This window comes from Paenibacillus sp. FSL R7-0340, assembly GCF_038002205.1.
Classification (GTDB): Bacteria; Bacillota; Bacilli; order Paenibacillales; family Paenibacillaceae; genus Paenibacillus; species Paenibacillus polymyxa_B.
The window spans coordinates 4628724-4651186 of sequence record NZ_JBBOBY010000001.1; the positions used below are offsets into that span (position 1 = coordinate 4628724).

Genomic DNA, 22463 nt, shown 5'->3' on the forward strand with positions numbered 1-22463 from the left:
GGAGGAATTGTTGTGATTAGATTTTCTCTTGATAAAATTATGAAGGACCGTGGACTCGAACAGAAAGATATTGTTTCTATTACGGGAATTAATAGGAATACGGTTAAAGCTTTGGCCTCCAATGCAAACGCCCGAATTGACTTTCCAACCTTGAATACACTTTGTAGAACCCTTGGCGTACTCCCTGGTGAACTGATCGAATACTTGCCAGAAGACGACGAAGAGAGCCGTTAACATGCTTACGGCCCTCTGTTTTTTATACAATATTCAAATTTTTTACCGATCTTCCCACTAAATTAGGTTAGAAGATCATAATCCCTTCCTATCGACGATTTCAAATAAACTCTTTCCATGTATGATAAATGTCAAATAAAGCATTAGGGTTACGTTGTCCCTTTAATACTGCAAACATTTTATTCGTTACGATCATGATCACATCCATATCTGTTTCCTTAGTCAAACCAGTGATAACAGGACGATTTACGCTAATATAAGACTTTGGTTTAAAAATAATGCCCCAATCCAACCCGCTATGATTACTTTTTACAACTTCCCCTAGATAAATGGAAATATCCAGTGTAAAAGCTTGGGATTTTGTGTCGAGTTTATTCTCATATATATAGCTCTTCAACCATTCTTCAGTCTCTGAATGCTCCTCTTTTAATTCTGAAGCACTTTTACTTTGAATCTGCACATTCCTTAGATACCATTCCCAAATATCTATGAGCGAACGATCACTATAATCCAGATGTATCTGTGAAAATGCGCCAAGTTGCTCTAAACGCGAAGGTATTTGTTGTTTAAACCAATTAAAATGTTCCTTAGCTTCGTTTTTACTCATTTCAGAGTATTCTTTCATGACAAAAGGTGGTTGCATTAATTTATATTTCATTTCAAAAATTCCCTTCTTGCTTTGCTATCTTAATTCGAAGAAAAATTCACGGTAACACCACCTGATACTAAGATCGTTAGAAGATCCGTAAAATATTGCTGTGGTGAAAATCTATAACATCTCCCTTCTTGATCCCATTCTTCCTCGAATCTTTCCAAGAAATAATGTACGTTTTTCCAATGGATCGTGAACGGTCCTACTGTCCCAAAACCTCCACAGAGACAGTCCGATATACTGTCCAAGCTAAATCCATAGTACCCTCCGGGCCCATTAATCGCTTCACCAAGTGCTATGAAAAATGTTGTAAAATCAGATATGTATTCGCCGTCCAAGGTGTAGACTTCTCCTCGTTTATCCAGTCTAGCAAAATGATTAGATGCAGAATGTATTCTAGTCACGTTTAGCCACCCGGACCGTTCTTCTTTAGAAAAACCTTGCCATATATTATTTTCAAGCGACTGAGCACCCTTTAAAAACTCCCATAATCTTAATTCCACAGGGGAGGGCTTCGCTTCAAGTATACCTGTTAACTCCAGATTGAAGTTTCCTTTATTATAGTTTAGTTTATGGATTATGTAAGATTCAGGTAGGTGATAACAATATATTCCAATCACTGTTTCTTCATCATTTAAAATAGCAATGTACAAGTTGTGTACAGATTGTTTTGTCTTTGTTATGTTTCCTATGAAATCCTCATTAAAGACAAATTGCTCAAAAATGACCTTTTCATATGTTTCGACAATGATATCACCCGTTAAGCCAACCACATCTCTACAATAGCCAACTGTGAGCCAACTTTCATCGTCAATGACAGCAAATCTCGGCCTCATTTTATATCATACCTCCTCACAATATTTCAAGGAATCTAGCATTTTAAGGCATCACTTTTAGCTTCTTGGGTAGAATTAATCAATTATTTTGAAGCCGATAAGGATTGAGATCCTCTACACTTTTTATCTTTTTTAGATCTTCTGCAGGTATTGCAAAATAAATTTTTTCCTTTTCGGACTTAAATGTTAACGAAGCATCATACTTCTTTTCAACAATCCACTGCTTTATTTCCAACATCTCTTGAAGATAATGAGTGGCTGAAAAGTTACCTTTAATATAAATTGAAGCTTCTGAGGAGAGTTTTTGACTAACCTTAGAATATCTTGGAACCTCGTCATGGTAGGTTAAAGCATCCCGCCCCATATGAGAAACATTTATGATGACTTCTGCATCTGATCCTGTAACTTGCTTTACTTTTTGGGCCACTGCCGTCTTTAGCTCATCCCTCCACACAGAAGAGGCATAGTTATCCATCATTTGCCTATAATAGTCTTCTTCCACCAAAAAAGAAATCCCTGAGTCAGAGATCACATTTGCTATAAATTTATCATTCTTAAAATCATAATCAACTGAATCAATTTTCCAGTTCATAGTGTACATTTTATGTAGGTAGTCAGTGACGTTACTCCGAAATTGGACTCTTTCTATCGGACTTCCTGTTGTAATGGATACAACTGTATATGCAATTACAATGATGATCACGAATAAAACAGTTTTTTTTACCACTCCAACCAAACCTCTCTAATAAAAGAATCATGTAAAAAGCTCTAAAGATTCCAGCAAAAAGTCACGCTTATATTTGTTTTTATAATCGGCTAGCTTTCTTCTTATCTTTTGTCTACATATGTCCTTTTGCGCCTTAGTAATTTTATCTTGTACGGTACTTATCAGTTGATAGGATTGTCTACTCGCTTCAAAGGTATCATCCAGTAAATCTACCAGCGCCACAACATGAGTAGATACGTCAAAAAATTCTAAAGCATATAACAGTGTTCCTCTATTCCCCTTGGTCTTTGGATTTATTAACAAGTCGATAAGAGGTAATTTACATATGATAACAATCCGATGTCTCTTTTGTATATAGCGAACATTGTCGAGACCCTAAAGAGATATCCACTCATTGATTTAAAATAAACAAAATGTTATATTGTCTATAAAATAATCATCATTTAATTGAGGTGTTTGCTAAAATGGATCATTCCGAACTATTCTGGAATGCTGGTATCGAAGAACTGAAGCGAGGATATATTCGCCAAGAAGAGCAGGTCATTTGCCTGCTGGACGGACAGCGATATGAGCAAGGCATCATATATCAGGATCAAGGGGTATTTTATGACGCAGAGCGGTATATGCGACTTCATATTCAGCGGACGTATGGTTCAGTCTTTGACTATTTGATCGGTCTGGACAAAAAGCTGACTGGACTGACGGATCATCAGAATCGGTTGCTTCAGTTATTTTATCAAGGCATGGGCGATGCGGATATTCAAAAGGAAACTGGAATCGGCAGCGCATCCACTATACGTAATCATCGCTTTGGTCTCAAAGAAAAAGAACGGCAGGCCAAGGTATTTCTCACATTAATGGAGCTGCTAAAGGAGAAGGACCGCCACGCTCCCGCCATTGTAGAAGTACCCATAGGAGCACGGATGGTGGACGAACGCTACAACATTACGGAAGACGAAAGGCAAAAAGTACTCACGAAGTATTTTCCGAATGGGACAGACGGACGCCTGAAAACCTTTAAAATGCAAGAAAAGCACAAGCTGATTGTGCTGCGTGAAATTTCGGGCCGTTTTGTGAAGGGACAAATATATCATGAGAAGGATATCAATGCGATTTTACAGGAAGTGTATGACGATTATGTCACGGTGCGAAGATATATGATTGAATACAATCTATTGGATCGTAAGCCGGATGGCAGTGAATATTGGTTGAAGGAATCTTGAATCTCAACGTTTATAAAATCAGCAATTTGCATAATTCGATTTCCAACGCTCGTAGGTACAATATATAGACGAACTAAATCGTTTAGATCTATACATTGCTGATTTGAAAATGCTCATGGGATTTATGCAAAATGCTCAAATAGGAGGATTCGACAATGAATCGAAGAAAAGAATTGGTGCAGCAGTACATGGAGATGAAGACAGAGGCAGGAATCTATTGTATTCGCAATACACATAATGGAAAAATTTTCGTCTCTTCAACGCTGAATTTAAAGTCGCTGAATGGACGGCGTTTTGAGTTGAACATGGGTGGATTTAAGAATAAACAACTACAACAGGAATGGAATGAGTATGGCGAAGATTCGTTTGAATTTGAAGTGCTGGACGTTTTGAAGAAAAAGGACTCAGCGTTCTTTGATGTCAAAGATGCACTAGCAAAGCTGGAGCAGACCTGGCTTGATCGACTCCAGCCATACGGAGACAAGGGATATTTGTAAACTTACCGATCCACGGAAAACTCCTTCCGAAGGTAGCCAAAAATAACAGCGTCGACAAACTGACCTTTTTCATAAAAATAGTCTCTCAGGTGACCTTCTTTAGTGAAGCCACTTTTGAACAGTAGCCGTCTGGAGCCTTCGTTATCTGGATCAATGAAGGCTTCTATACGGTGAACCTGCGGCAATTGAAAGCCATAATTCACGACCACCTTCATCGCTTCTGTCATCAGACCTTGCCGCCAATATTCCGGTGCCAGCTCATAGCCGATTTCAATACGGGAGTGCTTCTTCTGCCAGTTATGAAATCCAATTGTACCCACGATCCGCTCAGGAGCTTCTTTTAACGTAATCCCCCAACGAAAGCCCTCTTGCTTCTCATATCTGGTTAGCATCGAACGAATAAATTTTTCGGCTTGCTCTACTTCTGTAAAGCTTTCCAAGTCATAATATTGTGTGACCTCATCCTTGGAGAAATAGCCGAACACATCCTCCGCATCCCCTACTGTAAGCTGTCTTAAACGAAGCCTATCGGTTTCTAAAATCGGAAACGTTTCCATTGACATTATCCATCTCCTTCACATCGAAGAACCTATCTTATCAGCCACCAGCCAATCCCAACCATCACTCCATTTATGAAGAATAATACAATACATGCTCTCCACTTGTTGCTTTCACTTGTTTGAAAAAAAACAGTCACTTTACTACGACACATGAACAACGTAAACAACAAATTCCAAATAATACGCATACCATATTTTACGTAGTATAGAGCAGGGTTTAGCTGTACACCGCCCAACGTTGGAGGGACATCCGGAATAAACAGAATTGCACACGTATAACGCATGGTCTCATATGTAAAATAAAATACTGCCAGCCACCAAGCCCACTTCTTACCAAATAACATGCCGACACCAGCAGTGGTCCCTGCCAAACCGAGTAACGCGATAAACCCTTGAAACATCCCCCTACAAATACCTACTAACGTAGAAGCCTCATTTAATGCATTAAGCGTCAATAGCTGGGTCACCAACAGAAGTGCTCCATTAAAGATCAATAAAATGGCTGAAATGCTTACACCTAAAGGTCGTTCGAAAACCACGTTCGTTACATAATCTTCTACTTCTTTTTTCGTATACAGATCTGACACTTCTTCTACTCTCCTAACCCAAATTATATACTTCCATTTTCGGGCGGGTATAATAACAGTATGTTCTCGCCTCATTCCCATATATCGGCTTTTAGGAAAATATGATTTAATCTTTCCTGAAAATTCCGTTATCCGTAAGCTAATCATTATTATTCAGTGCAGCCATACTGCTAATGATCATCCGATAATGGTGTCAAATTAGCGTCATGAGAATCTCTATCATTAACAGAATCCCAAATAGAGTAATATCTATCCTTATACTACCATTCCAAGAATGAATCTGACAAATGAATGAACTACTACTTGCGCTTATGAATGTATACGCGTTATTTTCGTGGCCCTGTAACCTTCTGATGACTGGATATACTCTACTTGATAACCCATTCGAGCATCCAAAAGCCCTTCCATAAACGGAAGGCACGGACTGTAAATAAAACTCCCTCCTGGCCGAATGGCTCTAAGCAATTCCATATATTTGCGAGCGTACTCATGAATATTACCATCTGCCTTCAGATGATGATGTATAAAATGATTGGAGAATGCCATATGTGAAACGATCGTTCCCCATGTACGTTCTCCAAAGGTGATCTCTAACCAATCTCCTTGAGTGACACAACCTTCTGTTTCAGCCAACCGATCTGTTCCGTAAGCTTCAATTCCACAGGCACGTAAATAAGTAACTAACCGTGCCTCAGATCCGCAACCAACGTCTAGAACAGGCTCTTGCAAACGAGCAATGTCCAATCCCAGTAGATTGGCTTGCAACTCCGGCGTATACTCCTCACAAGGTATCCAAAAGGTATACTCACACTCTGCATACTTAGCAAACATTTCACGTCCATTGGTACGAGTTAAAAAATCTCTCAAATGCCCGTAATGCTGCTGAAGCAGCAAGTCCAGGGTTGCTCTATCTATAAATTTCTTCTGGAACAGTTTTTCAATCCGGGTGAAAAGTCGATCATACAGCTCCGTAAGCTCCCTCGCATGATCTGTGTGAAAATGTAGATACTGATTGGTATTTACAAACTGGGACAGTATTTTAGCCGCTACATCCGTCACAAAAGCGTTATACGTCTGCTGGCGCTTCAAGCTTTGAAGCATGAGGATCAGTTCCGAGCTTCTCTGCGTCAGCCAGTACGTCATTTCCGTTGAAGGTCCTAACAGAACAGAACCCTCGCGCATATAAAATAAACTCCGATGCTGATTGTACAGGAGTTGACCGTTAATAAGATTATGAAGTTGAGCGACTGTCATTCTCGCTTCCTCCTTAAGATCCAGAACATTAAAGCCCTACCCAAGCCTAAGCAATGCTATCTTTGGGTAGGGCCAGCTTATTTTCTAAGTATACCATGACTATGGAAATAATGTTTTATTGCGAATCTTCCGCCTGTACATAAGAGGATAAAGGAATATTCAACTCACGTATTCCCTGAGCTACCAGCCGAGCTATTTGCTCCGCACCGTATTCCTGAAAATGTGTATCATCCTTCACTCCATCAGGAAATGCAGGATACACCCCTGGCTCCACATGTAAAAATAACGGGAGTGTTCCTTCGAGGCCAAGTGTATCATAGTACGCTACACTCAAGCGGCTAAGATCGACCAGCGCAACATCTGTCTCCGATGCTGTTTCCTTCATGGCCTGCACATATTCCGGGAAACTAATCCGAAACGAGGCACTTGCCGCATCATAATCCCGTCGGCCAACAGGAGTAATTAGCACAGGCGTTGCACCGCGTTGGATAGCTCCTTGGATGTAGGTTTTTAAATAAACTTTGTAATCCGCGGGTGAAACATAACGCTCTTGGTTGTTGATCGCGGCATCATTATGCCCAAACTGTATGAGCAGATAATCTCCTGGACGGATATTGCGTAAAATATCATCTAACCGCCCTTGTACCAGAAAGGTTTTCGTGCTTCGTCCACCAATAGAACGGTTCACAAAAATAGGCTCATCTGTGAAGAACGGAGCAATCATTTGCCCCCAGCCCGCCTGAGGCTTCATCGCGGATTTATAGGTTTGAACCGTAGAATCTCCCGCAAGGTATACCGAAGGGTGTTCTCCAGCCGTTCGAGCATCCTTTGGAGTAATAACCAAAGCGTTAATCTTCGCTTCATTACCTGAGAAATACAATTCAAGCTGCCCATCGATGAGTGCAAGTTCAAATCCAGCCTCGACAAATTGTCCTGCTGTTTTGGCAGTAGGTTCTACCTTGACGATGGACTCGGCTTTAACCGTAATGTCTGTGTTTCCGGCAGTATCTCCGGCAATTAGGGAAAGCGTGTAATCCGCAGGTGGTAAATTGACGACAAATGATGATCCTTGAACACGAACAAAATCTGAGCGTATAGCATCACTTCCACCACGATCCTCTTCATTCACTTTGGAAAGATCGGTAAATCCATAGCCTCGCTCAGGCGTGTAAACATCCTTGGCAGTGACTTGGGTGTAGCCGTCAGCTACGTTCCCAGGGCCAAAGTCAAATCGAAGAGGCGCCGCAAGCTGTCTTTCGGCCAGTGCCTGCCCTGGGATAAGTATGGTTGCAAACAACAAGCTGAACCCTGCGCATAATCCAATCATCTTACCGAACAACCTGTGACGCTTTCCCTTTTGTTTCAAGCGCAACCCTCGCTTTTCAGGTTATTTGAGTGGTTTATCATTGTCTATACGTGTATTGATCCCCGCCAGCTTTTGACAGCCTTGGTCCAGTGCCCAGGATACCACAATGCCAACCGTGTACCTGATCAGATCCGCGGTTAGGAACCCTTTCCCAAGCACCAGGCCGCCCAGCGTCGTTGCCCGAATATGGTTAATCCAGGGAGCCTGGTACATCTGGCTGAACTCAATGGCGAAGCAAAACAGCAAGCTGCCCCACAGGGCTACAGACAATTGACGATTCACCCACAACATTCTCAGCCCAAAATAAATCATGCACGCCCACAAGGCATCCCCAAAGTGATCAGCAACGAATTCAGGCAACCGGGAGGAGTAAACCCGGCTTCCCAAACCCAACAAAATCGTGACCAGCACAGCAATTAGGTACGCAGCGCGAGCCTTCCAGCTGAATTTCGCCTTTATTTCCCGATTGGCCTTCCTGATGACGCTCTTACGAACGCTCCTCATGCTAAATCACCTGTCCTAATGCTGGGACATCTCCGCCAAGCTGCTGGAAATTCGTAAAGCATCCTCTCTTGGATAGCGCTTGCAAGATTGCTGAACCTTTTGCTGATGTCATATTGTATGCACACCAACTTGTCTGTATTTTTCATAATATAATTAATCATAATAAGCCTCCGTAATATCGTACAAACGTATCAGCAACTTCCAAACTGTTCGTGTGAGGATACTAAAATTCAATACCACGCACCTTGGCAAAAACCATTTGGTGTACCATGCTTCCCTCTTCATCATACTCGACGTTTCTTAAAATCCCCTCCAGTGTAAAACCTGCACGTTCCGCTACCTTGGCGCTGCGCGTGTTTCTGGAATCACAACGAATCTCCACCCGATTGGCATGCAAATGCTGTATGGCAAAATCCGTAATACCGTGCACGGCCTCTGTTATAATGCCTTTTCCGGTCCATGATGTTCTGAGCCAATACCCAATTTCAAATCTTCGTGCATCCCAATCAATACGATGCAGACCGCTGCTGGCTACAAATTCTCCCGAAACCGTATCGAATATATACAACATCATATCAGACCGATCCAGAAATTTAAGTCTGGCTTGGCGCGAACGGATTTCAGATTCCTCTGCCGTAGGAAGATTTCTTGCAAACGGAAGCCAAGGCCGCAGTTCATTCGCACTCTCTCTCATCGCCTCATTGACTGCCGCCCCATCCCCCCATTGCGGAGCGCGTATGGTCAATCGTTCCGTCTGGAATTGGTCAGGGAACGATAAGAGAATGGGATTCGGTTGCTGCTCCATACTCATGATGCACCCTCCTCCTTATTCGTTGAATAACTGCGACGATCCAGCCAACCTGTGATTTCACGCAAACTCCCAATCTGATAATCCGGTACAATGCCTGTTTCCTGCCACGTCATAAAGCCTTCCAGCCAGATGGTATGCAATCCTGCACTTTGTGCACCACGAATATCATTTGTCGGGTGATCGCCTACATAACAGGCATGGCCGGGATCGACAATGTCCAGCTCATTCAGAGCCAACTCGAAAATTCGAGGATTAGGCTTCTGGATGTTGACGCCGCCCGATACGATAATAGAATCCACATAATCCCTCAGCATAACTCGGTCGATTTTCGCTTGCTGCGTGCGGAGTGAGCCGTTGGTAATAATACCCAGCTTCAAGCCACGCGACCGCAGTTCGGACAACACTTCCTTGGCCCCGTCCATCAACACCGTAAACTTATGAAATTCACCATACCAAAAGCCCAGCATCTCTTGTACTGATGTATCGGAATTTTTCAGTTCCAAGTCTGCATGCAGCTCGGTATACAGTTCCCTCTTATCCCGGTACCCGTCCTGATCCGCCAAACGTATCTGTTCAACAACAGCCGCGCGGCTCGCCGGTTCTTCTGCCACAATAAATCGTTCAATAAAGCGCTCTGTATATGCCGCAAACGCCTGTTTACGATGAATAAGAGTATTATCCAGATCAAAAATAATCGCTTCTATGGACATAAATAGCTCCCTTCCTTCATCTTCTTGCACCGATTAGGCTGAAACAAATTGAATAATTCCTATTAGAAATAAAAGAAAAAAAACAGACAAGAAAACGATGATCATGTACTTCAAGATTCTCTTGGAGGTCGACTTTTGTTCCAGTTTGATCTCGATCTGGGTCAACCTTTCTTTGATTTCTTCCAAATCCTGCTCCACCTTCACATCATGCTCCCCTTCCTTCGTTTCGACTTATTCATCTTCCTGACACTCACTCACACAAGTTGCTCCAAAAACGCACTTTTTTTACGGCATTAAAATCAATTTGTTCATAAGGCTTCTCCCCAAATTCCAGCTTGAAATACTCCTGCAAACATTCCCCATACACGATAATATCCGTTTGATACACTGAAAATACCGGATTTCCTTCTTCAGATGGCTGCTCTGGGATATATCGATGTCCGTTGATCGGGATTAGCTTGGGCACACGTAAAAACTCACGTTTACATATATCAACGGCTTCCGCCGAATCTGTCGGTTTTTCGCCCCATTCGGGAGGCCAGAATATATGCTGCTCTACATCAAAAATCATACCTTCCAGTGGCCAATTCAACCTTTGCCGAATTACACCCATCCGCTGTGGTGACGTATCTCTCCAAGGGATAAAGCCTTTACCGATGGGAAGAACACTCATCAGAAGCTCCCTCAAATCGGGCGGGAAGTGAATATCATACCTGTCTTCGACGTCGGTAACCTCTTGTATGGATAAGCCTGGAGCTAGGGTCACATCGTGTTTACGTAATAAATCTATGATATAAGCGATATCCATCTCTTATCGACTCCTCAGCAGCTAGCTAGTTGACCGGATTGGTCAAGAGGCCTACCAAGCTTGTAACTTCAACTTCACCAACACGGCGCGGGCCTTCCATAAAATATCCCCTCGTTCCTACCTGTATCCGGTGTCGGTGTACCTTTTCCCTCATTTCTCCAAACAAAACCCACATTCTCGCCTGTCCTTCCCGGTGAACCGGACGCTCGGTATCCATGATCAATTGACCATCTCCATCTTCAAACTCAGGATGTATGGCGTAAATTCCCGTCGTCGTGATATCATCGCTCTCATAGGCAAAATCGCAGCGGTACCCCTGAATAGGCAGCTGTTTCCTGCCTCCTTCTTCCGGCGTGTAAAATCGATACTTTATTGTAAAATCGTGCGTATGCTGTCTGCTATTTTCATAGGGGTTCCACATTTCATATCATCCCCTTAGGTCTTTTCCAAAAATATGTACTTCTTTCTAGTGTAATTCAATAGGAAAAGAAATCCAAGACCTATCCGCAATACATTGCTGAATAAGCTTGGATTATATGAGAGTCCTTTATTATAATATATATGACTTCTATACTTGCTGTCCGTTCACCTGAATATCTACGGCTACTTGCTGCCCCATCCAAGCCTGCATGCGATTCCACGAAAAAACCTGCTCCATGTGAAATACACCATATGGAAGTTCTGAACGGTACAGGGCGAGCGCTGCAAAGACGGTTGCCTTAGCGGTTAAATCAGATTGATGGTGCCCCCTCAGCCGACATTCGACCTTCGTCTCCTTGCCATTGAGCGTTCCTCGGGCATCTACCTTGACCGCTACAGCATTCCCTCCTAGATGTATCTTGCCAAAGCTGCGAACTACAGCATCACGCACAGTTTTCTGTCGGAGTAAACCTGATACTCCTATCGTTCGAAGCCCTGCCAGAAGCCGGGTGGTCAAGCGCGAATCGAAGCAAAGGCGTGTGCTAACCGTAGGAACTTTGAGCGTACGAGGAAGTGTCTGCTGATCCGAAAAAGGAAATCGATACGCCCGATGACGACCCACTCCTGCACCAAAGTCTGCTACTATTCCGTCGGTAAAGCTTTTTCGAGTCACAGGGCGTCCCTGTTCTATAACCTCCAAATCGGCATGAATCTGATCTACTGTCCACTCAATGGCAGCCTGACCGTGTCGATCCCCCAAGCCCAGCATCAAAGATATATTCAACTCATCCGTCTGATCCATGAGCTGTGTCGCTTGCAGTGCTAACAAATTGGTCAGCCCCGGAGCTAATCCTACACTTAACAGGGCTGTGGCCTGATAAGCTCGAGCCTCTTGATGACACTGCTCCACTTGACTCAAAAAGGCCGCATTCGCGGTAATATCCATGTAATGCACCCCATGTCGAAGACAGGCACGTACCAAGGCCGTATTGTCCTGATCCAGACACATGATAACCATTTTGGCTTGCTCTAATATCGACGGGTCCATCGGCTCATGAATATTTAGCTGCAAGGGCCGTATCTTACCATTCGATTGTCTACTAAATTCAGTGGCCCGCTCCAGACTACGACCTGCGGCAAATACCTTGCCGGGAAACATTTCACTTAACTCCGTGCATATAATTTTTCCAACATGGCCATACCCGCCAATGATGATGATGTTATCCTTTGTCATAAGTCGTCTCTCCCTCTTTAACCGCAAACCATGCATTTACTAAAAAAGCGCCATAATACCGGGTGATGTGGGTAAAGCCTGCCTCTATCAACAGCTCCTGTATTGCCGCATTGGACACCGGGTTTGACTCACGACCGATGGAAGCAGCGAATCGTTCCCAATCCTCGAGTGAAATGCCCTGACTCAGCATATGACCTTTCCATGCCTGCATTTGGATGGAAAAAGAAGGCTCCTGCGGATTCCCATTAATAGAAGCTAGACAAAAAGGTGCACCCGGCTTGAGTCGAGCGGATATCTGGCGTAGCAATGCCTGTTTACTTTCCAAGCTCCGAAGAAAATGAAGCACCAGCAGGCAGGTAGCAGCGTCATAGACCGGTTCTCTGCATGACTCTTCGCCGTGCTTTTCGTGCTGTTCTCCAGACAACTCTTCCAACGTACCTGCAACAAACGATACTTTTGAACTGATGCCCGCATGTGTCACACGCTTACGTGCCAAATCCAGCATGTGCTCAGAGGGATCGACTGCCGTAAAGGACCATGCTCCATGGCGCCCTCCGAGCGTTATCAATTCCTGACCGCCTCCAGCACCGACAATTAGCATATTTGGATCTATATTTCTAGTATGAGCTTGTGCCTCAAGCTGTGCGGTTATCAGACAGTCTGTCATCTCATACAAATGAGCATATCCAGGTATTTTTAAAGCAATCGTATCCGCGTACTTATGCACATTCGGATGATTCCAGCTCATAGGTTGGTTTGAGTCCGTATTTCCAATAGGGGTATGTCTCATATGTGCTTTCCTCCAAACATTTAGCCTTGATCTTCTCAGACCATTCGTTTATTGTAGATTTTATTAAGAATCATTCTCAATTATAAATACAATACGAATATCCACCATCCCATAAATGTGGGATTTAATAATCGCGCTTGAGAATCTCCAGCTTTCACGATAGGAGTAAATGATGAACGCACACTACACGCAATTTGCACAACTTAAGGACGCCCGACAGCAAATCATTGATCTGGGGGGAAAAGCACCCTCATCCCTAACGTACAAGCACACCCTAATCGACCGCTTGCGTACTCAGATTGCTTTCGATGCGGCGTGCTGCACCTCAGTAGATCCGCGTACGCTGCTTTCCACGGGGGCATTTACAGAGTCGGGTGTGGAGGACATTCATAACAAACTGCTGGAATACGAATATCTACACGACGATATGATGAAATATGATCAGTTGGTGCGAGAAGGACAGTCTGTAGCGACGCTACATGGGTCTACACAAGGCCAACCGGATCGGAGCACACGATATAGAGATGTTTTGCAACCCGCCGGATTCGGGGACGAGCTACGTGTTCCATTTATGTACAAAGGGAGCTGTTGGGGATTTCTTACGTTGTTCCGTCATCATGGAAAGCCTGTATTCAGCGAGGAAGAGCAACAACTGCTTGAAGCATTAGCGCCGTCCATAGCCTACCATCTGCGTCAGGCCAGTGTCGGTTTATCTCCAGCCCCTGCCATGATCACGGAAAATGAACTTGAGCCAGGGGTTCTAATGCTTTCCGATAAGCTAGAACCGATCTCGTCCAATACAGTAGCAGAGCAGTGGCTACATCTGCTTCGGCAGCAGGAGGGAATCCATGAAGACAGCCTTCCGGCTCCTGTCCGGGCGGTATGCCTGCGAGCGCTATCCACTGCCACTGCACCAGCCCGACTATGTATCCCTTCCGCAGACGCAGGCACCCCATGGGTAACCATCAGAGCCACCCTTCTGCAAGGCGGACAGGAGCATACGGGTCAGAAGCAGCTAGCCGTATGGTTTGAGGCTGCTAAAGCAACTGACATGCTACCGCTTATGACCGAGGTGTACTCATGGTCCGAACGAGAGAGACAAATTGTCCAACTCATTGTTCAGGGCTTTTCGACCAAGGAGCTGGCTAGCGCACTTCATATTACTGCCTACACGGTGCAGGATCATCTGAAAGCGATTTTCTTGAAAACAGATGTAAGCAGCCGTCGTGAGCTAGTATGGAAGGTATATTCTAGATTCAATTAACCTATGTAAAGAAGACAGATGACCCGATTAGGGATCATCTGTCTTTGCATCACTGCTCTATTTGGACGCAAGAGCCTTATTTCTTCGAAGAGGAGTTCGTATCATCGTATGACACTGGTGAGGGCTTCGCAATCCATTCATCAGCCTCAGGCTCGATATCCACGCCATTTTCCAGCTTCGTTTTCTCCATCAAGGAATCTCCGTCCTCGTCCTTCTTGTTGCGGATTTTCGCTTCGTCTTGAGTGTAGTCGCTCATGTTGATTCCTCCTTTTTTAATTTCATCTGATGGTTGTACTTTACTCATAATTACCCATTGCCGTCCTGTACAAACCTCTACACGACCAGATGCCCTTTTTTCTCCGCCGGTCCAATGACCGCCTCAATGCCAGCATTAAACTCCAGAAAGTCGCTTTCTATTCCATCACTGAAAATAACTCCATTTTCCGGCATCTGCGATGCAATCCGTAGCGGTTTTTCGGCTGCTACCTGACCAAACACGAGTTCCGCAGCAGTCGTTCGACTGGGGAATGGTTCTCTCACCGTAAAATAAAGCGATGGCGAACTCCAAGTTGCACGATGATCATGACTCATTCCGTCTGCTGCCTCTTCCTGAGTGAAGGCTACACCGGGCATCAGCTGGCCTGGAGTCAGCGAGATTGGATGCCGTGTAGCACTGCCGACAATTCCGGCCGCTCCAGCCAGCACACTGGTCAGCCAGCCTGTCGCTCCCAATCCGGTTGAAACGATAATGCCGCTGGATGATTGTTGTTCTACTTGATCCTCCAGCCTTAGCTCATATCTCGCGGAGACATGAGTTTTGCGCCCAATGAACAAATCATTTACAGCATACAAGGATTGGCCATCATTTAATTGGGCTTTAGCCAGCGTAACCTCCTTAATTGGCCGTCTGTGCACGAACACATCCGGCACCACCCAGCGCAGGTCGGATACAGTAAACGGCAGCAATACCCCGTCCCAGCGCAATGGATCTGGATTCACACCGATAAGTGGCTGCTCGGTCAAATATTTTAACGTGTTGGCTACCAGCCCATCCTGACCCAACACCACCACTGTATCCTGCTCACCAAAAATAAAGTTCGGCACATGCTCCCGCTCCACAATCTGAACACGACCCAAGGCTGTTAACTCCGACGTTGCCGTTGCCACCGCCCTGCGGTAATTTTCGTCCTCCAGCACATAATCACTGAAATCCGCACCCAACCGTTCCATAAAGAAGCGAGCCTGCTGCACCGTATTGTATCGGACAATCAGTTCCTCCAGTCGCGTTTTACGCTTCACCAAAATGATCTTCTGCTCTGTCATTCGGCTGCTCATCGTGTTCTTCCTCCAGACCCTCTCGATCCTGCTGATCCGCTAGCTCCCGTATCTGACATGAGACCTTGCAGCAGATCCGGCGTAATATTCAGCTGACCGATTTTGCCTGCATTTTCTGCAAGCTCCTGGAATGCAATCGCAATTAGCTTATCCGGGCTCATATCCATGTTGGCCATAGCTTGAAGTACGTTCGGCTCAACATCCTGCAACGATTTCATGACTGCTGTCAGCTCATAGGCCTTGGCATCGGCTTCCGCCTTTTTATTTGTTACAGTCAGCTCAATCAGCTCGCGTTTTTTCTCCTCCAAGGCTGTGTCAAATCGTAGCTGCTCCTCTTTCATCTCGCTTTGCTTTTGCTTCACAGAACGCTCGGCATCGAGTTGAGTTTCGCGGATTTGTTTCTTTTTCGTCTCTACTGCAATCTCAGTGTTCAGCTCGTTTTCCTTCACACGCCGCTCTTGCTCAATAGATGCATTACGACGTTCATACAAAGCATGATCCGCGTTGCGAAGAATCTCTTCCCTCGCTTGAGCCTCCAGCGCTCTCATCGTCTCTTTATTGGGTAGAATCGCCAAAATCGACAGCCCCATAACCTCAATGCCGAGCTTTTCCATTTCCGTATGCTGTGCAATATCCTTCGTCATATTTTGGGCCAGACGTTCACTGGACTGAACAGCTTCTTTGAGCGGGACACGCTCCAAATACTTTTTGGTAAGCACCTTGGCGATGTTAATCACCCGTTGGGCCAGCTTGCTCGGGTCATCCGAAATGTAGCGTCGTTCCTTCAAGTCATACGTATAGTTTAAAATCTGCGTCGTTCTCCGATAATCCACAATTCGATAAGTCAGTTGCCCCTGCACCGTCACCGCCTGAAAATCATTCGTCATGTCCTCAAACATGAACGGCGCATCAATGGAAGAAACGGGCACGACAACAACCGAGGTGGTCGGGGCGTAGTAATAAAAAGATAATCCAACACCCTCCCGAACCACCTTCCCGTTTTTCACCTTCATCACATATTCACTGGGCTGAAATTTAACAAAATTAAATCCAAACATAGCCACTTCCTCACTTTCTTTATAGTTTATAATATTTTGTTATTATCATTTTGTTATTAACAATAAAATAACACACATTTTCGATAATATCAATATGACATTTATAAAAAAATAAAGGCCATTTCCCCTCCGATATGCTCGGTTAGAGGAAACAGCCTTATTGAAACACTTTATTTATCATCCACATTCCATTCTCTATAAAATTGCTCCAAGTACATCTCCATCCATTGATGCCGGACCTCCGCCAGCTCTTGAGCATAAGCGGTATTCATTAAATCCTTGAGCTTGAGCAGCTTTTCGTAAAAATGGTATATGGCACTTTTACCTGCGGCACGATACTCATGCTGTGAAAAGTCTTTATCCGGGTGATGCATCATACTGCCTTTTGAGCCAGCATACATAAAGGTTCTTGCAATCCCAATCGCTCCAAGAGCATCCAACCGATCCGCATCCTGCACAACTTGACCTTCCAGCGTTTCCATAGGCGGGTTTTGTCCACCATTGTAGGACATCGTAGCTATAATAGTCATCACGTGCGTGATCACATCTGGATCACTTACATGCAGAAGCAGCCACTGCTCTACTTTATCCAGGCCCGCTTGCTTGGAATCATTTAATTTTTCATCCGCTACATCATGCAGCAGTGCTGCCAGTTCACAAATAAACGAATCTGCGCCCTCTTTGGCAGCAATTTTAAGGGACAGCTTTCTCACCCGGTCTATATGAAACCAATCGTGACCACTATGATCATGCTCCAACTGCTGCTGTACAAAGGGCTCCGCCTTTTGAATAATATCTGCCAAAATCGCTTCCTGTTGCTCCGTTCGTCTCTCCATATGTCACCTTTCAATCCCGTCCATACTTTCTATAGTAGGTTCGTTTAATTTTTTAATGCTTGGCCATCTGCTTACTGCGAATCATTGAGAGCGCCTTACGGGCTGCCAGTTTCCCATTCGGGCTTCCGTGCTTCACCACTTCTTTTAATAATTCGGTCGCTGGCTGATATCCATGATGTCCCAAAAGGACACATGCTCGTTCCTGTACATACATATCCTCATCGTCCAGATAGGGAAGCAATGAGTCTAGTTCGCAGATAGGCGTGATCGCCATTAGGCTGTAAAGAAGCTGACATCTCACATCATCATCCACAGGTGAATCCTTTTCTAGCAAGGCTCTTAGTTCATTCATGCAGCGAATATCTTCCGCTAATTGTTCTGTGCTAATGTCCTCGCCGGACGGATAATCCTTACGGAGCTGTTCCCACTCCAGTGCTGGATTTTGCTCCAACTCTGCAATCAGAGAAAACGCACTTCTGTACGCCGGTGACAAATCCGTTTCCTCGTGACTTATATAACACAACTTATATGCTAACGGCCCCTCCACATATATGCCAACATAATTAGAATGGTCATCCGTCCATAGAGGGACGATATGTTTAAATACCTCGATCTGCCCCATCCACTTGATGCCCTCGGCAAGCTCTTGCTCATTCATGAGTTGAAGCTGAACGTTCCGTCCCTCTCGTTCCTTGCTATGTACATGCAAAGCTTCCACCATGTCGTCTGGCAGATGAATTGCTAGCCGTTCAAGTACCTCTTGTAAGCTCATTTTTCACGCTCCTTATCTTCTCTACTCAAAATCTACTATATAAAACCGAAAAGGACAGGCTTTCTTCATTTTATTCTATATGGTGTATGCTATCCAACCTTTAGAACGAGAAGTCAGTAACCTGACAAAAAAAGAACCTCCAAAACCACACAAATCGTAGTCGCGGAAGTTCTTTTACATTTTCCCTACCCTATTTCTAATCCTATATAACTTATTCCGTATTCTTACTCCACGACACCAAGCTCGCGGTTTTTTTCCTTGAATCGGCTGTTATGAGAAGATACATATGCCGCTTTGTCAGCTGCTGGATCAATGTACAGCTTGGCGCTGTTCAGTGCAAGGGCGGCATCTGTGAACGTACCGGCAATTAGATACAGTTTGCTTCCGTATTCGACAAAATCGCCTGCCGCGAAAATACCTGGCAGATTCGTTTCCAGCTTTTCGCTCACTCGGGCATGCCACTCACCCATATCCAGCCCCCAATCCCGAAGCGGGCCGAAGTCGGATTTAAGTCCATGATTTACGATGACAGCATCGACATTCAACACCTGTATTTCGCCCGTATCTACATGACTGATCGTCACCTGTTCAATCGTCTCTCCATTGTTGCTATGTAGCTGACTCACCGCGTATGGTGTGAGGACACGGACCGAGGATGATTTCATACGAGCTACATTTTTCTCATGTCCGCCAAAGTGATCCCGACGATGTACGACGGTCACACTCGCCGCAATAGACTCTAGTTCATTTGCCCAATCCACCGCCGAGTCGCCTCCACCGGAAATCAGGACGTGCTTGCCCCGGAATGGCTCCAGCTCTTGTACAGTATAATGCAGGTTCGTAACCTCATAGCGGTCCGCCCCCTCAATCTCCAGCTTAGCCATTTTGAGAATACCATAGCCTACTGCCAGAACGATCGTGCGTGTCCAATGCTGTTCCCCTGTGGCAGAAGTTAGCAGGAACGTGCCATCCTCTTGCCGATCCAAACCAGTGATCTGCTGTCCCAGCACAATGGTAGGCTCGAACGTCCGCGCCTGCTGCTCCAGCTGATCAATCAGCTTTTCACATAAAACCGGGGTAACCCCCCCGACATCCCAAATCATCTTCTCTGGGTATATGCGCATTCGTCCGCCCAGCTCATGCTTGGCTTCGATCAGCTTGGTTTTCATATCTCTCATTCCACTGTAAAATGCGGTATACATACCGGCAGGACCACCGCCGATGATCGTTACATCATATAATTCCAAGGACACTGTCACTCTGCAACTCTCCCTATCATAACGTAATATGTCTGCTTCTATTATAAGTGATAATAATTATCAATATCAATTAAGAAATAAAAACATGACCATTAGAGAGGCTTTTGTGACCTTAGAACTACATTTTATAGGTTTATATAGCTACTGATTCCATTATTCTCGTAGATTATGCAAGGATTGCTGCACTATCGCATGCAATGCTTTTTCATTAAGTCCTGTCTGTACAAATTGAAAACGGTGATCTGCCAATCTCTGAACTCGGTCTATGATCTGCCCCAGATGATAAGCCGTATGCTCCACCACATGGTATACGTCATACATATTTATCGCCCCCGTATGGTCCAATGCTGCACAGAAGGATGAAAAAGCTTCTTCTACCTCATCCATCAGTTGTTCCTTGTTTTGCATGGAAGGTATAAAGCTATCCTCCATTCCTTGCTTGTATGTAATCGTCGGATCTATGAGCTTGGCTGCGTTTCTGCGCACATGTACCATGATATGGTTGATGATCCCACCAATGCTATTCGTTTCCGTCTCACCTACGCGCCATAGCACCTGTTCATCCAAAAGCACAATGCATGCCCGCAACTTTACCAAATATTGATCGTACATTCTGTGCTTGGATATGATTTTAAACTCATGCATGGAAGAATCCATATATTTATTTCCTCCTTCGTCCTATCAAGTGAATTTCTCAAAAAAATTACTTCCCTCGATCATCCAATACTGTTCAGGTGAAGGTACCTCGTTCAAAAAGTTTTGATATTCCCCTTTCCACCCCGCTGGGACATAGTGTTCAAACGAGGCTGGCTCAGGAAATAGCGAATAGAGAACTTTTTCATCAAAGTTAACATACAGAGCAGGACAGAACTCCAACACTTCATCCTGATGCTGAATAGCACCATCAAGCAACTGGAGCATTGAAGTTAGTTCCCCAGTAGCCACCTTATATTCACAGATGTGATCCAAAAATGCTCCCACTGTGGTTTCATCCAAAATAGGGATACCAAACCGTTCCTCCATCTCGGTATTCAAAAACCAATACTCTCTTTCCGTCACATACCAATTCCATTCCCCTTCAAAGATAACACCAACAATGATGTTTTGCGCATATTCAGGCCATAATTTCATGAGCTTCTCGCGTTCCCTTCTTTCTCACTCACAGTTCGATCCAAAACCGGTTTACACGGTTTCCGTCTTCCTCTATGTAATCCTTGTCCGGCGTTCCGCCATTTTGTATGATTGTTTTTTTGGAGGCAATATTATCGGAGTCGCATACAACCAGGGCTCGGGAAATCCCCAGCTCTTTTGCTTTTTCTAACGCCAAGGCCAGCATTGTAACAGCGTACCTGTTCCCTCGTGCAGAAGGACGGATACCGTAACCGATATGACCTCCGGCATTCATTATGTGTTCGTTAAGGTCATGCCTGATATTCACTGCTCCCACAACCTGTTCATTCGCATTCACAAGCCAGTATGTTGAGCTTTTGACCCAGCCTTCAGACAGGTTAATTCCATTTTCCTGATTACTTAAAAGCGTCAACATACCTTCAAAATCGTACGGCTCTACAGAGATCACCCAAGGTACCATATGCTCCTGGATCTGTTTCCATTCCTCATAAAATGAAAGATAAGCTTCCTTCCAGTCCTGATCCGGCTGTACCAATCTGACGGTCTGCATCCACTCACGGCCTCCTCTTTAAACGTTCAATTCATCTGCTATTGCTTATATTTCAATATCCATAAATTTTTGCGCCCAATCTGCAAAAGAGAGCTTATTATCCCAAGTGACTCGCTTCATCGCTTTGGCACATCCCCAGTTTAGAATCTGCTGATGCAGCATATGCACCCGGAAACGCTCAGTAAATCCTTCTTTGGCTTCCATCCCTTGTGCGTAAGCAGTAAGAAAACCCTTTGCCAACTCTTCTTCGCCGTTCTCCAGATACATGGTGGTTATTTTCGGAAGATCTGCAACCCCATCCCCAAAATAGGCTGTCGTAAAATCAAAAAGACCACTGACTCTCCAGCCCTTATCCCCATTCTGCACAAGGAAATTTTGCGGTTTAAAATCCCCCATTACAAAGGTCGCAGCTTCCAGCTGATCGAATGCTTGACGGGAGCCTTCCAATATTTCCTCTACCCATTCCATATCCTGTACAGAAATATTCGAGTATTTTTTGGCATCCTCTAGCCAATATCGAATTCGCCCATACAACCATACTCGATAAGAAACTTCAAAAGGACGAATAGCTAGAGTTGTTGTATCCAGCTCTCCACTGTTCTTAACCTTCCAGCTATGAAGCTCCAACAGAACAGTAGCAAGCATTTCAGCCATTTGCTGTTTATCCAGCGAGGTCAGCTTTGCTTGCAACTCAGGTGTATGTATATGCTGACCGTATAGACGGGGCATAACTGCATAGCTCCAGCCGAAAATGTCCTCCGTATGATCCACAAGATACGGTGTTGGCACGGGTATTGGAGTCCGTGTCTGTATTTGCTCCACCATAAACTTTTCTTCTATCCATTGCCCTAGAAAAAGCGGGTTCCCCTTCAGCACAAACTGCCCAGCCGTTGAGGAAACATAGAGAGTTTGCCCTAGGACACCTTCTGCCGTTTTTTCGTAAGACAGCAAACGTCCCAAATCAAAACGATTCAGCATCCTTTGCATTTGATCATTTGTTACCTCGCCTAGCCGATTAGACGAAAAATAAATGGTCGTCGTCATC

28 protein-coding genes are annotated in these 22463 nt (G+C 44.6%); 4 read left to right on the forward strand and 24 right to left on the reverse strand.

Annotated elements, in window-relative coordinates; genetic code table 11:
* Nucleotides 1-12: 12 nt before the first annotated feature.
* Nucleotides 13-234, forward strand: a complete 222-nt coding sequence (locus MKX59_RS20640) for a helix-turn-helix domain-containing protein (protein WP_010349271.1) — start codon at nucleotides 13-15, stop codon at nucleotides 232-234.
* 100 nt (nucleotides 235-334) lie between these two features.
* Here the strand turns inward: MKX59_RS20640 and MKX59_RS20645 are convergent, their stop codons facing one another.
* The 3 genes from MKX59_RS20645 to MKX59_RS20655 form a co-directional block, all read right to left on the reverse strand.
* The gene (locus MKX59_RS20645) at nucleotides 335-892 is read right to left on the reverse strand and encodes a hypothetical protein (protein ID WP_068939982.1); all 558 of its coding nucleotides are present in this window, start codon (nucleotides 890-892) and stop codon (nucleotides 335-337) included.
* 29 nt (nucleotides 893-921) lie between these two features.
* Nucleotides 922-1722, reverse strand: coding sequence for a barstar family protein (locus MKX59_RS20650; RefSeq protein ID WP_340858820.1), 801 nt, complete (start codon nucleotides 1720-1722; stop codon nucleotides 922-924).
* Between the two features lie 79 nt (nucleotides 1723-1801).
* Complete coding sequence (locus MKX59_RS20655) at nucleotides 1802-2449, reverse strand: hypothetical protein (protein WP_028542975.1); 648 nt, start codon at nucleotides 2447-2449, stop codon at nucleotides 1802-1804.
* A gap of 464 nt (nucleotides 2450-2913) precedes the next feature.
* Between MKX59_RS20655 and MKX59_RS20660 the strand changes: the two genes are divergently transcribed.
* Together MKX59_RS20660 and MKX59_RS20665 are read left to right on the forward strand one after the other, a co-directional pair.
* A complete protein-coding gene (locus MKX59_RS20660; protein ID WP_340858822.1) occupies nucleotides 2914-3672 on the forward strand; it encodes a DUF2087 domain-containing protein in 759 nt (252 codons plus the stop codon).
* A 155-nt stretch (nucleotides 3673-3827) separates the two neighbouring features.
* The gene (locus MKX59_RS20665; RefSeq protein WP_069080685.1) at nucleotides 3828-4169 is read left to right on the forward strand and encodes a GIY-YIG nuclease family protein; all 342 of its coding nucleotides are present in this window, start codon (nucleotides 3828-3830) and stop codon (nucleotides 4167-4169) included.
* Between the two features lie 2 nt (nucleotides 4170-4171).
* Here MKX59_RS20665 and MKX59_RS20670 read toward each other — a convergent pair whose 3' ends face one another.
* From MKX59_RS20670 to MKX59_RS20720, 11 genes are all read right to left on the reverse strand, one after another.
* A complete protein-coding gene (locus MKX59_RS20670) occupies nucleotides 4172-4732 on the reverse strand; it encodes a GNAT family N-acetyltransferase (RefSeq protein WP_034095002.1) in 561 nt (186 codons plus the stop codon).
* 26 nt (nucleotides 4733-4758) lie between these two features.
* Nucleotides 4759-5316: a hypothetical protein gene (locus MKX59_RS20675; protein ID WP_023987734.1), complete on the reverse strand. Its 558-nt coding sequence runs from the start codon at nucleotides 5314-5316 to the stop codon at nucleotides 4759-4761.
* 309 nt (nucleotides 5317-5625) lie between these two features.
* Nucleotides 5626-6570, reverse strand: coding sequence for a class I SAM-dependent methyltransferase (locus MKX59_RS20680; protein ID WP_023987733.1), 945 nt, complete (start codon nucleotides 6568-6570; stop codon nucleotides 5626-5628).
* A 115-nt stretch (nucleotides 6571-6685) separates the two neighbouring features.
* Entirely contained in the window at nucleotides 6686-7897 is a 1212-nt protein-coding gene (locus MKX59_RS20685; RefSeq protein ID WP_340859008.1) for a rhamnogalacturonan acetylesterase, read from the reverse strand.
* A 60-nt stretch (nucleotides 7898-7957) separates the two neighbouring features.
* Nucleotides 7958-8440, reverse strand: coding sequence for a ribosomal maturation YjgA family protein (locus tag MKX59_RS20690; RefSeq protein ID WP_076158089.1), 483 nt, complete (start codon nucleotides 8438-8440; stop codon nucleotides 7958-7960).
* A 223-nt stretch (nucleotides 8441-8663) separates the two neighbouring features.
* Entirely contained in the window at nucleotides 8664-9251 is a 588-nt protein-coding gene (locus tag MKX59_RS20695) for a GNAT family N-acetyltransferase (protein WP_053324941.1), read from the reverse strand.
* On the reverse strand, nucleotides 9248-9961 hold the full coding sequence (locus MKX59_RS20700; RefSeq protein WP_071558992.1) for an HAD family hydrolase: 714 nt from the start codon (nucleotides 9959-9961) through the stop codon (nucleotides 9248-9250). Before MKX59_RS20700 ends, MKX59_RS20695 begins: the two co-directional genes overlap by 4 nt.
* A 250-nt stretch (nucleotides 9962-10211) precedes the next feature.
* Entirely contained in the window at nucleotides 10212-10769 is a 558-nt protein-coding gene (locus MKX59_RS20705) for a hypothetical protein (protein ID WP_023987726.1), read from the reverse strand.
* Between the two features lie 25 nt (nucleotides 10770-10794).
* A complete protein-coding gene (locus MKX59_RS20710; protein WP_023987725.1) occupies nucleotides 10795-11190 on the reverse strand; it encodes a hypothetical protein in 396 nt (131 codons plus the stop codon).
* Between the two features lie 147 nt (nucleotides 11191-11337).
* Entirely contained in the window at nucleotides 11338-12423 is a 1086-nt protein-coding gene (locus MKX59_RS20715) for a saccharopine dehydrogenase family protein (RefSeq protein ID WP_340858829.1), read from the reverse strand.
* Nucleotides 12410-13213: a class I SAM-dependent methyltransferase gene (locus MKX59_RS20720; protein WP_340858831.1), complete on the reverse strand. Its 804-nt coding sequence runs from the start codon at nucleotides 13211-13213 to the stop codon at nucleotides 12410-12412. Before MKX59_RS20720 ends, MKX59_RS20715 begins: the two co-directional genes overlap by 14 nt.
* 172 nt (nucleotides 13214-13385) lie before the next feature.
* Here MKX59_RS20720 and MKX59_RS20725 point away from each other — a divergent pair, with 172 nt between their 5' ends.
* Nucleotides 13386-14477: a LuxR C-terminal-related transcriptional regulator gene (locus MKX59_RS20725; RefSeq protein ID WP_340859009.1), complete on the forward strand. Its 1092-nt coding sequence runs from the start codon at nucleotides 13386-13388 to the stop codon at nucleotides 14475-14477.
* Nucleotides 14478-14553: 76 nt separating this feature from the next.
* Here MKX59_RS20725 and MKX59_RS20730 read toward each other — a convergent pair whose 3' ends face one another.
* The 10 genes from MKX59_RS20730 to MKX59_RS20775 all read right to left on the reverse strand — a co-directional run bounded on the left by MKX59_RS20730 (nucleotide 14554) and on the right by MKX59_RS20775 (nucleotide 22462).
* Nucleotides 14554-14733 (reverse strand): hypothetical protein, encoded by a 180-nt coding sequence (locus tag MKX59_RS20730; protein WP_023987721.1) that lies wholly within the window; start codon nucleotides 14731-14733, stop codon nucleotides 14554-14556.
* A gap of 77 nt (nucleotides 14734-14810) precedes the next feature.
* Nucleotides 14811-15812 carry a sugar kinase gene (locus MKX59_RS20735; RefSeq protein ID WP_023987720.1) on the reverse strand — a complete coding sequence of 334 codons (1002 nt, stop codon included), beginning with the start codon at nucleotides 15810-15812 and terminating at the stop codon, nucleotides 14811-14813.
* The gene (locus tag MKX59_RS20740) at nucleotides 15809-16870 is read right to left on the reverse strand and encodes an SPFH domain-containing protein (protein WP_013309343.1); all 1062 of its coding nucleotides are present in this window, start codon (nucleotides 16868-16870) and stop codon (nucleotides 15809-15811) included. Before MKX59_RS20740 ends, MKX59_RS20735 begins: the two co-directional genes overlap by 4 nt.
* Before the next feature lie 170 nt (nucleotides 16871-17040).
* Nucleotides 17041-17706: an HD domain-containing protein gene (locus MKX59_RS20745; RefSeq protein ID WP_023987719.1), complete on the reverse strand. Its 666-nt coding sequence runs from the start codon at nucleotides 17704-17706 to the stop codon at nucleotides 17041-17043.
* Between the two features lie 52 nt (nucleotides 17707-17758).
* On the reverse strand, nucleotides 17759-18478 hold the full coding sequence (locus MKX59_RS20750; protein ID WP_076158116.1) for a HEAT repeat domain-containing protein: 720 nt from the start codon (nucleotides 18476-18478) through the stop codon (nucleotides 17759-17761).
* A 224-nt stretch (nucleotides 18479-18702) separates the two neighbouring features.
* A complete protein-coding gene (locus MKX59_RS20755; RefSeq protein WP_023987717.1) occupies nucleotides 18703-19737 on the reverse strand; it encodes an NAD(P)/FAD-dependent oxidoreductase in 1035 nt (344 codons plus the stop codon).
* Between the two features lie 153 nt (nucleotides 19738-19890).
* Nucleotides 19891-20394 carry a DUF1572 family protein gene (locus MKX59_RS20760; RefSeq protein WP_075153946.1) on the reverse strand — a complete coding sequence of 168 codons (504 nt, stop codon included), beginning with the start codon at nucleotides 20392-20394 and terminating at the stop codon, nucleotides 19891-19893.
* A gap of 24 nt (nucleotides 20395-20418) precedes the next feature.
* Nucleotides 20419-20868 carry a hypothetical protein gene (locus MKX59_RS20765; RefSeq protein WP_023987715.1) on the reverse strand — a complete coding sequence of 150 codons (450 nt, stop codon included), beginning with the start codon at nucleotides 20866-20868 and terminating at the stop codon, nucleotides 20419-20421.
* Nucleotides 20869-20896: 28 nt separating this feature from the next.
* Nucleotides 20897-21418, reverse strand: coding sequence for a GNAT family N-acetyltransferase (locus MKX59_RS20770; RefSeq protein ID WP_340858834.1), 522 nt, complete (start codon nucleotides 21416-21418; stop codon nucleotides 20897-20899).
* Nucleotides 21419-21463: 45 nt separating this feature from the next.
* Nucleotides 21464-22462, reverse strand: a complete 999-nt coding sequence (locus tag MKX59_RS20775; RefSeq protein WP_076264342.1) for a phosphotransferase family protein — start codon at nucleotides 22460-22462, stop codon at nucleotides 21464-21466.
* Nucleotide 22463: the final 1 nt, after the last annotated feature.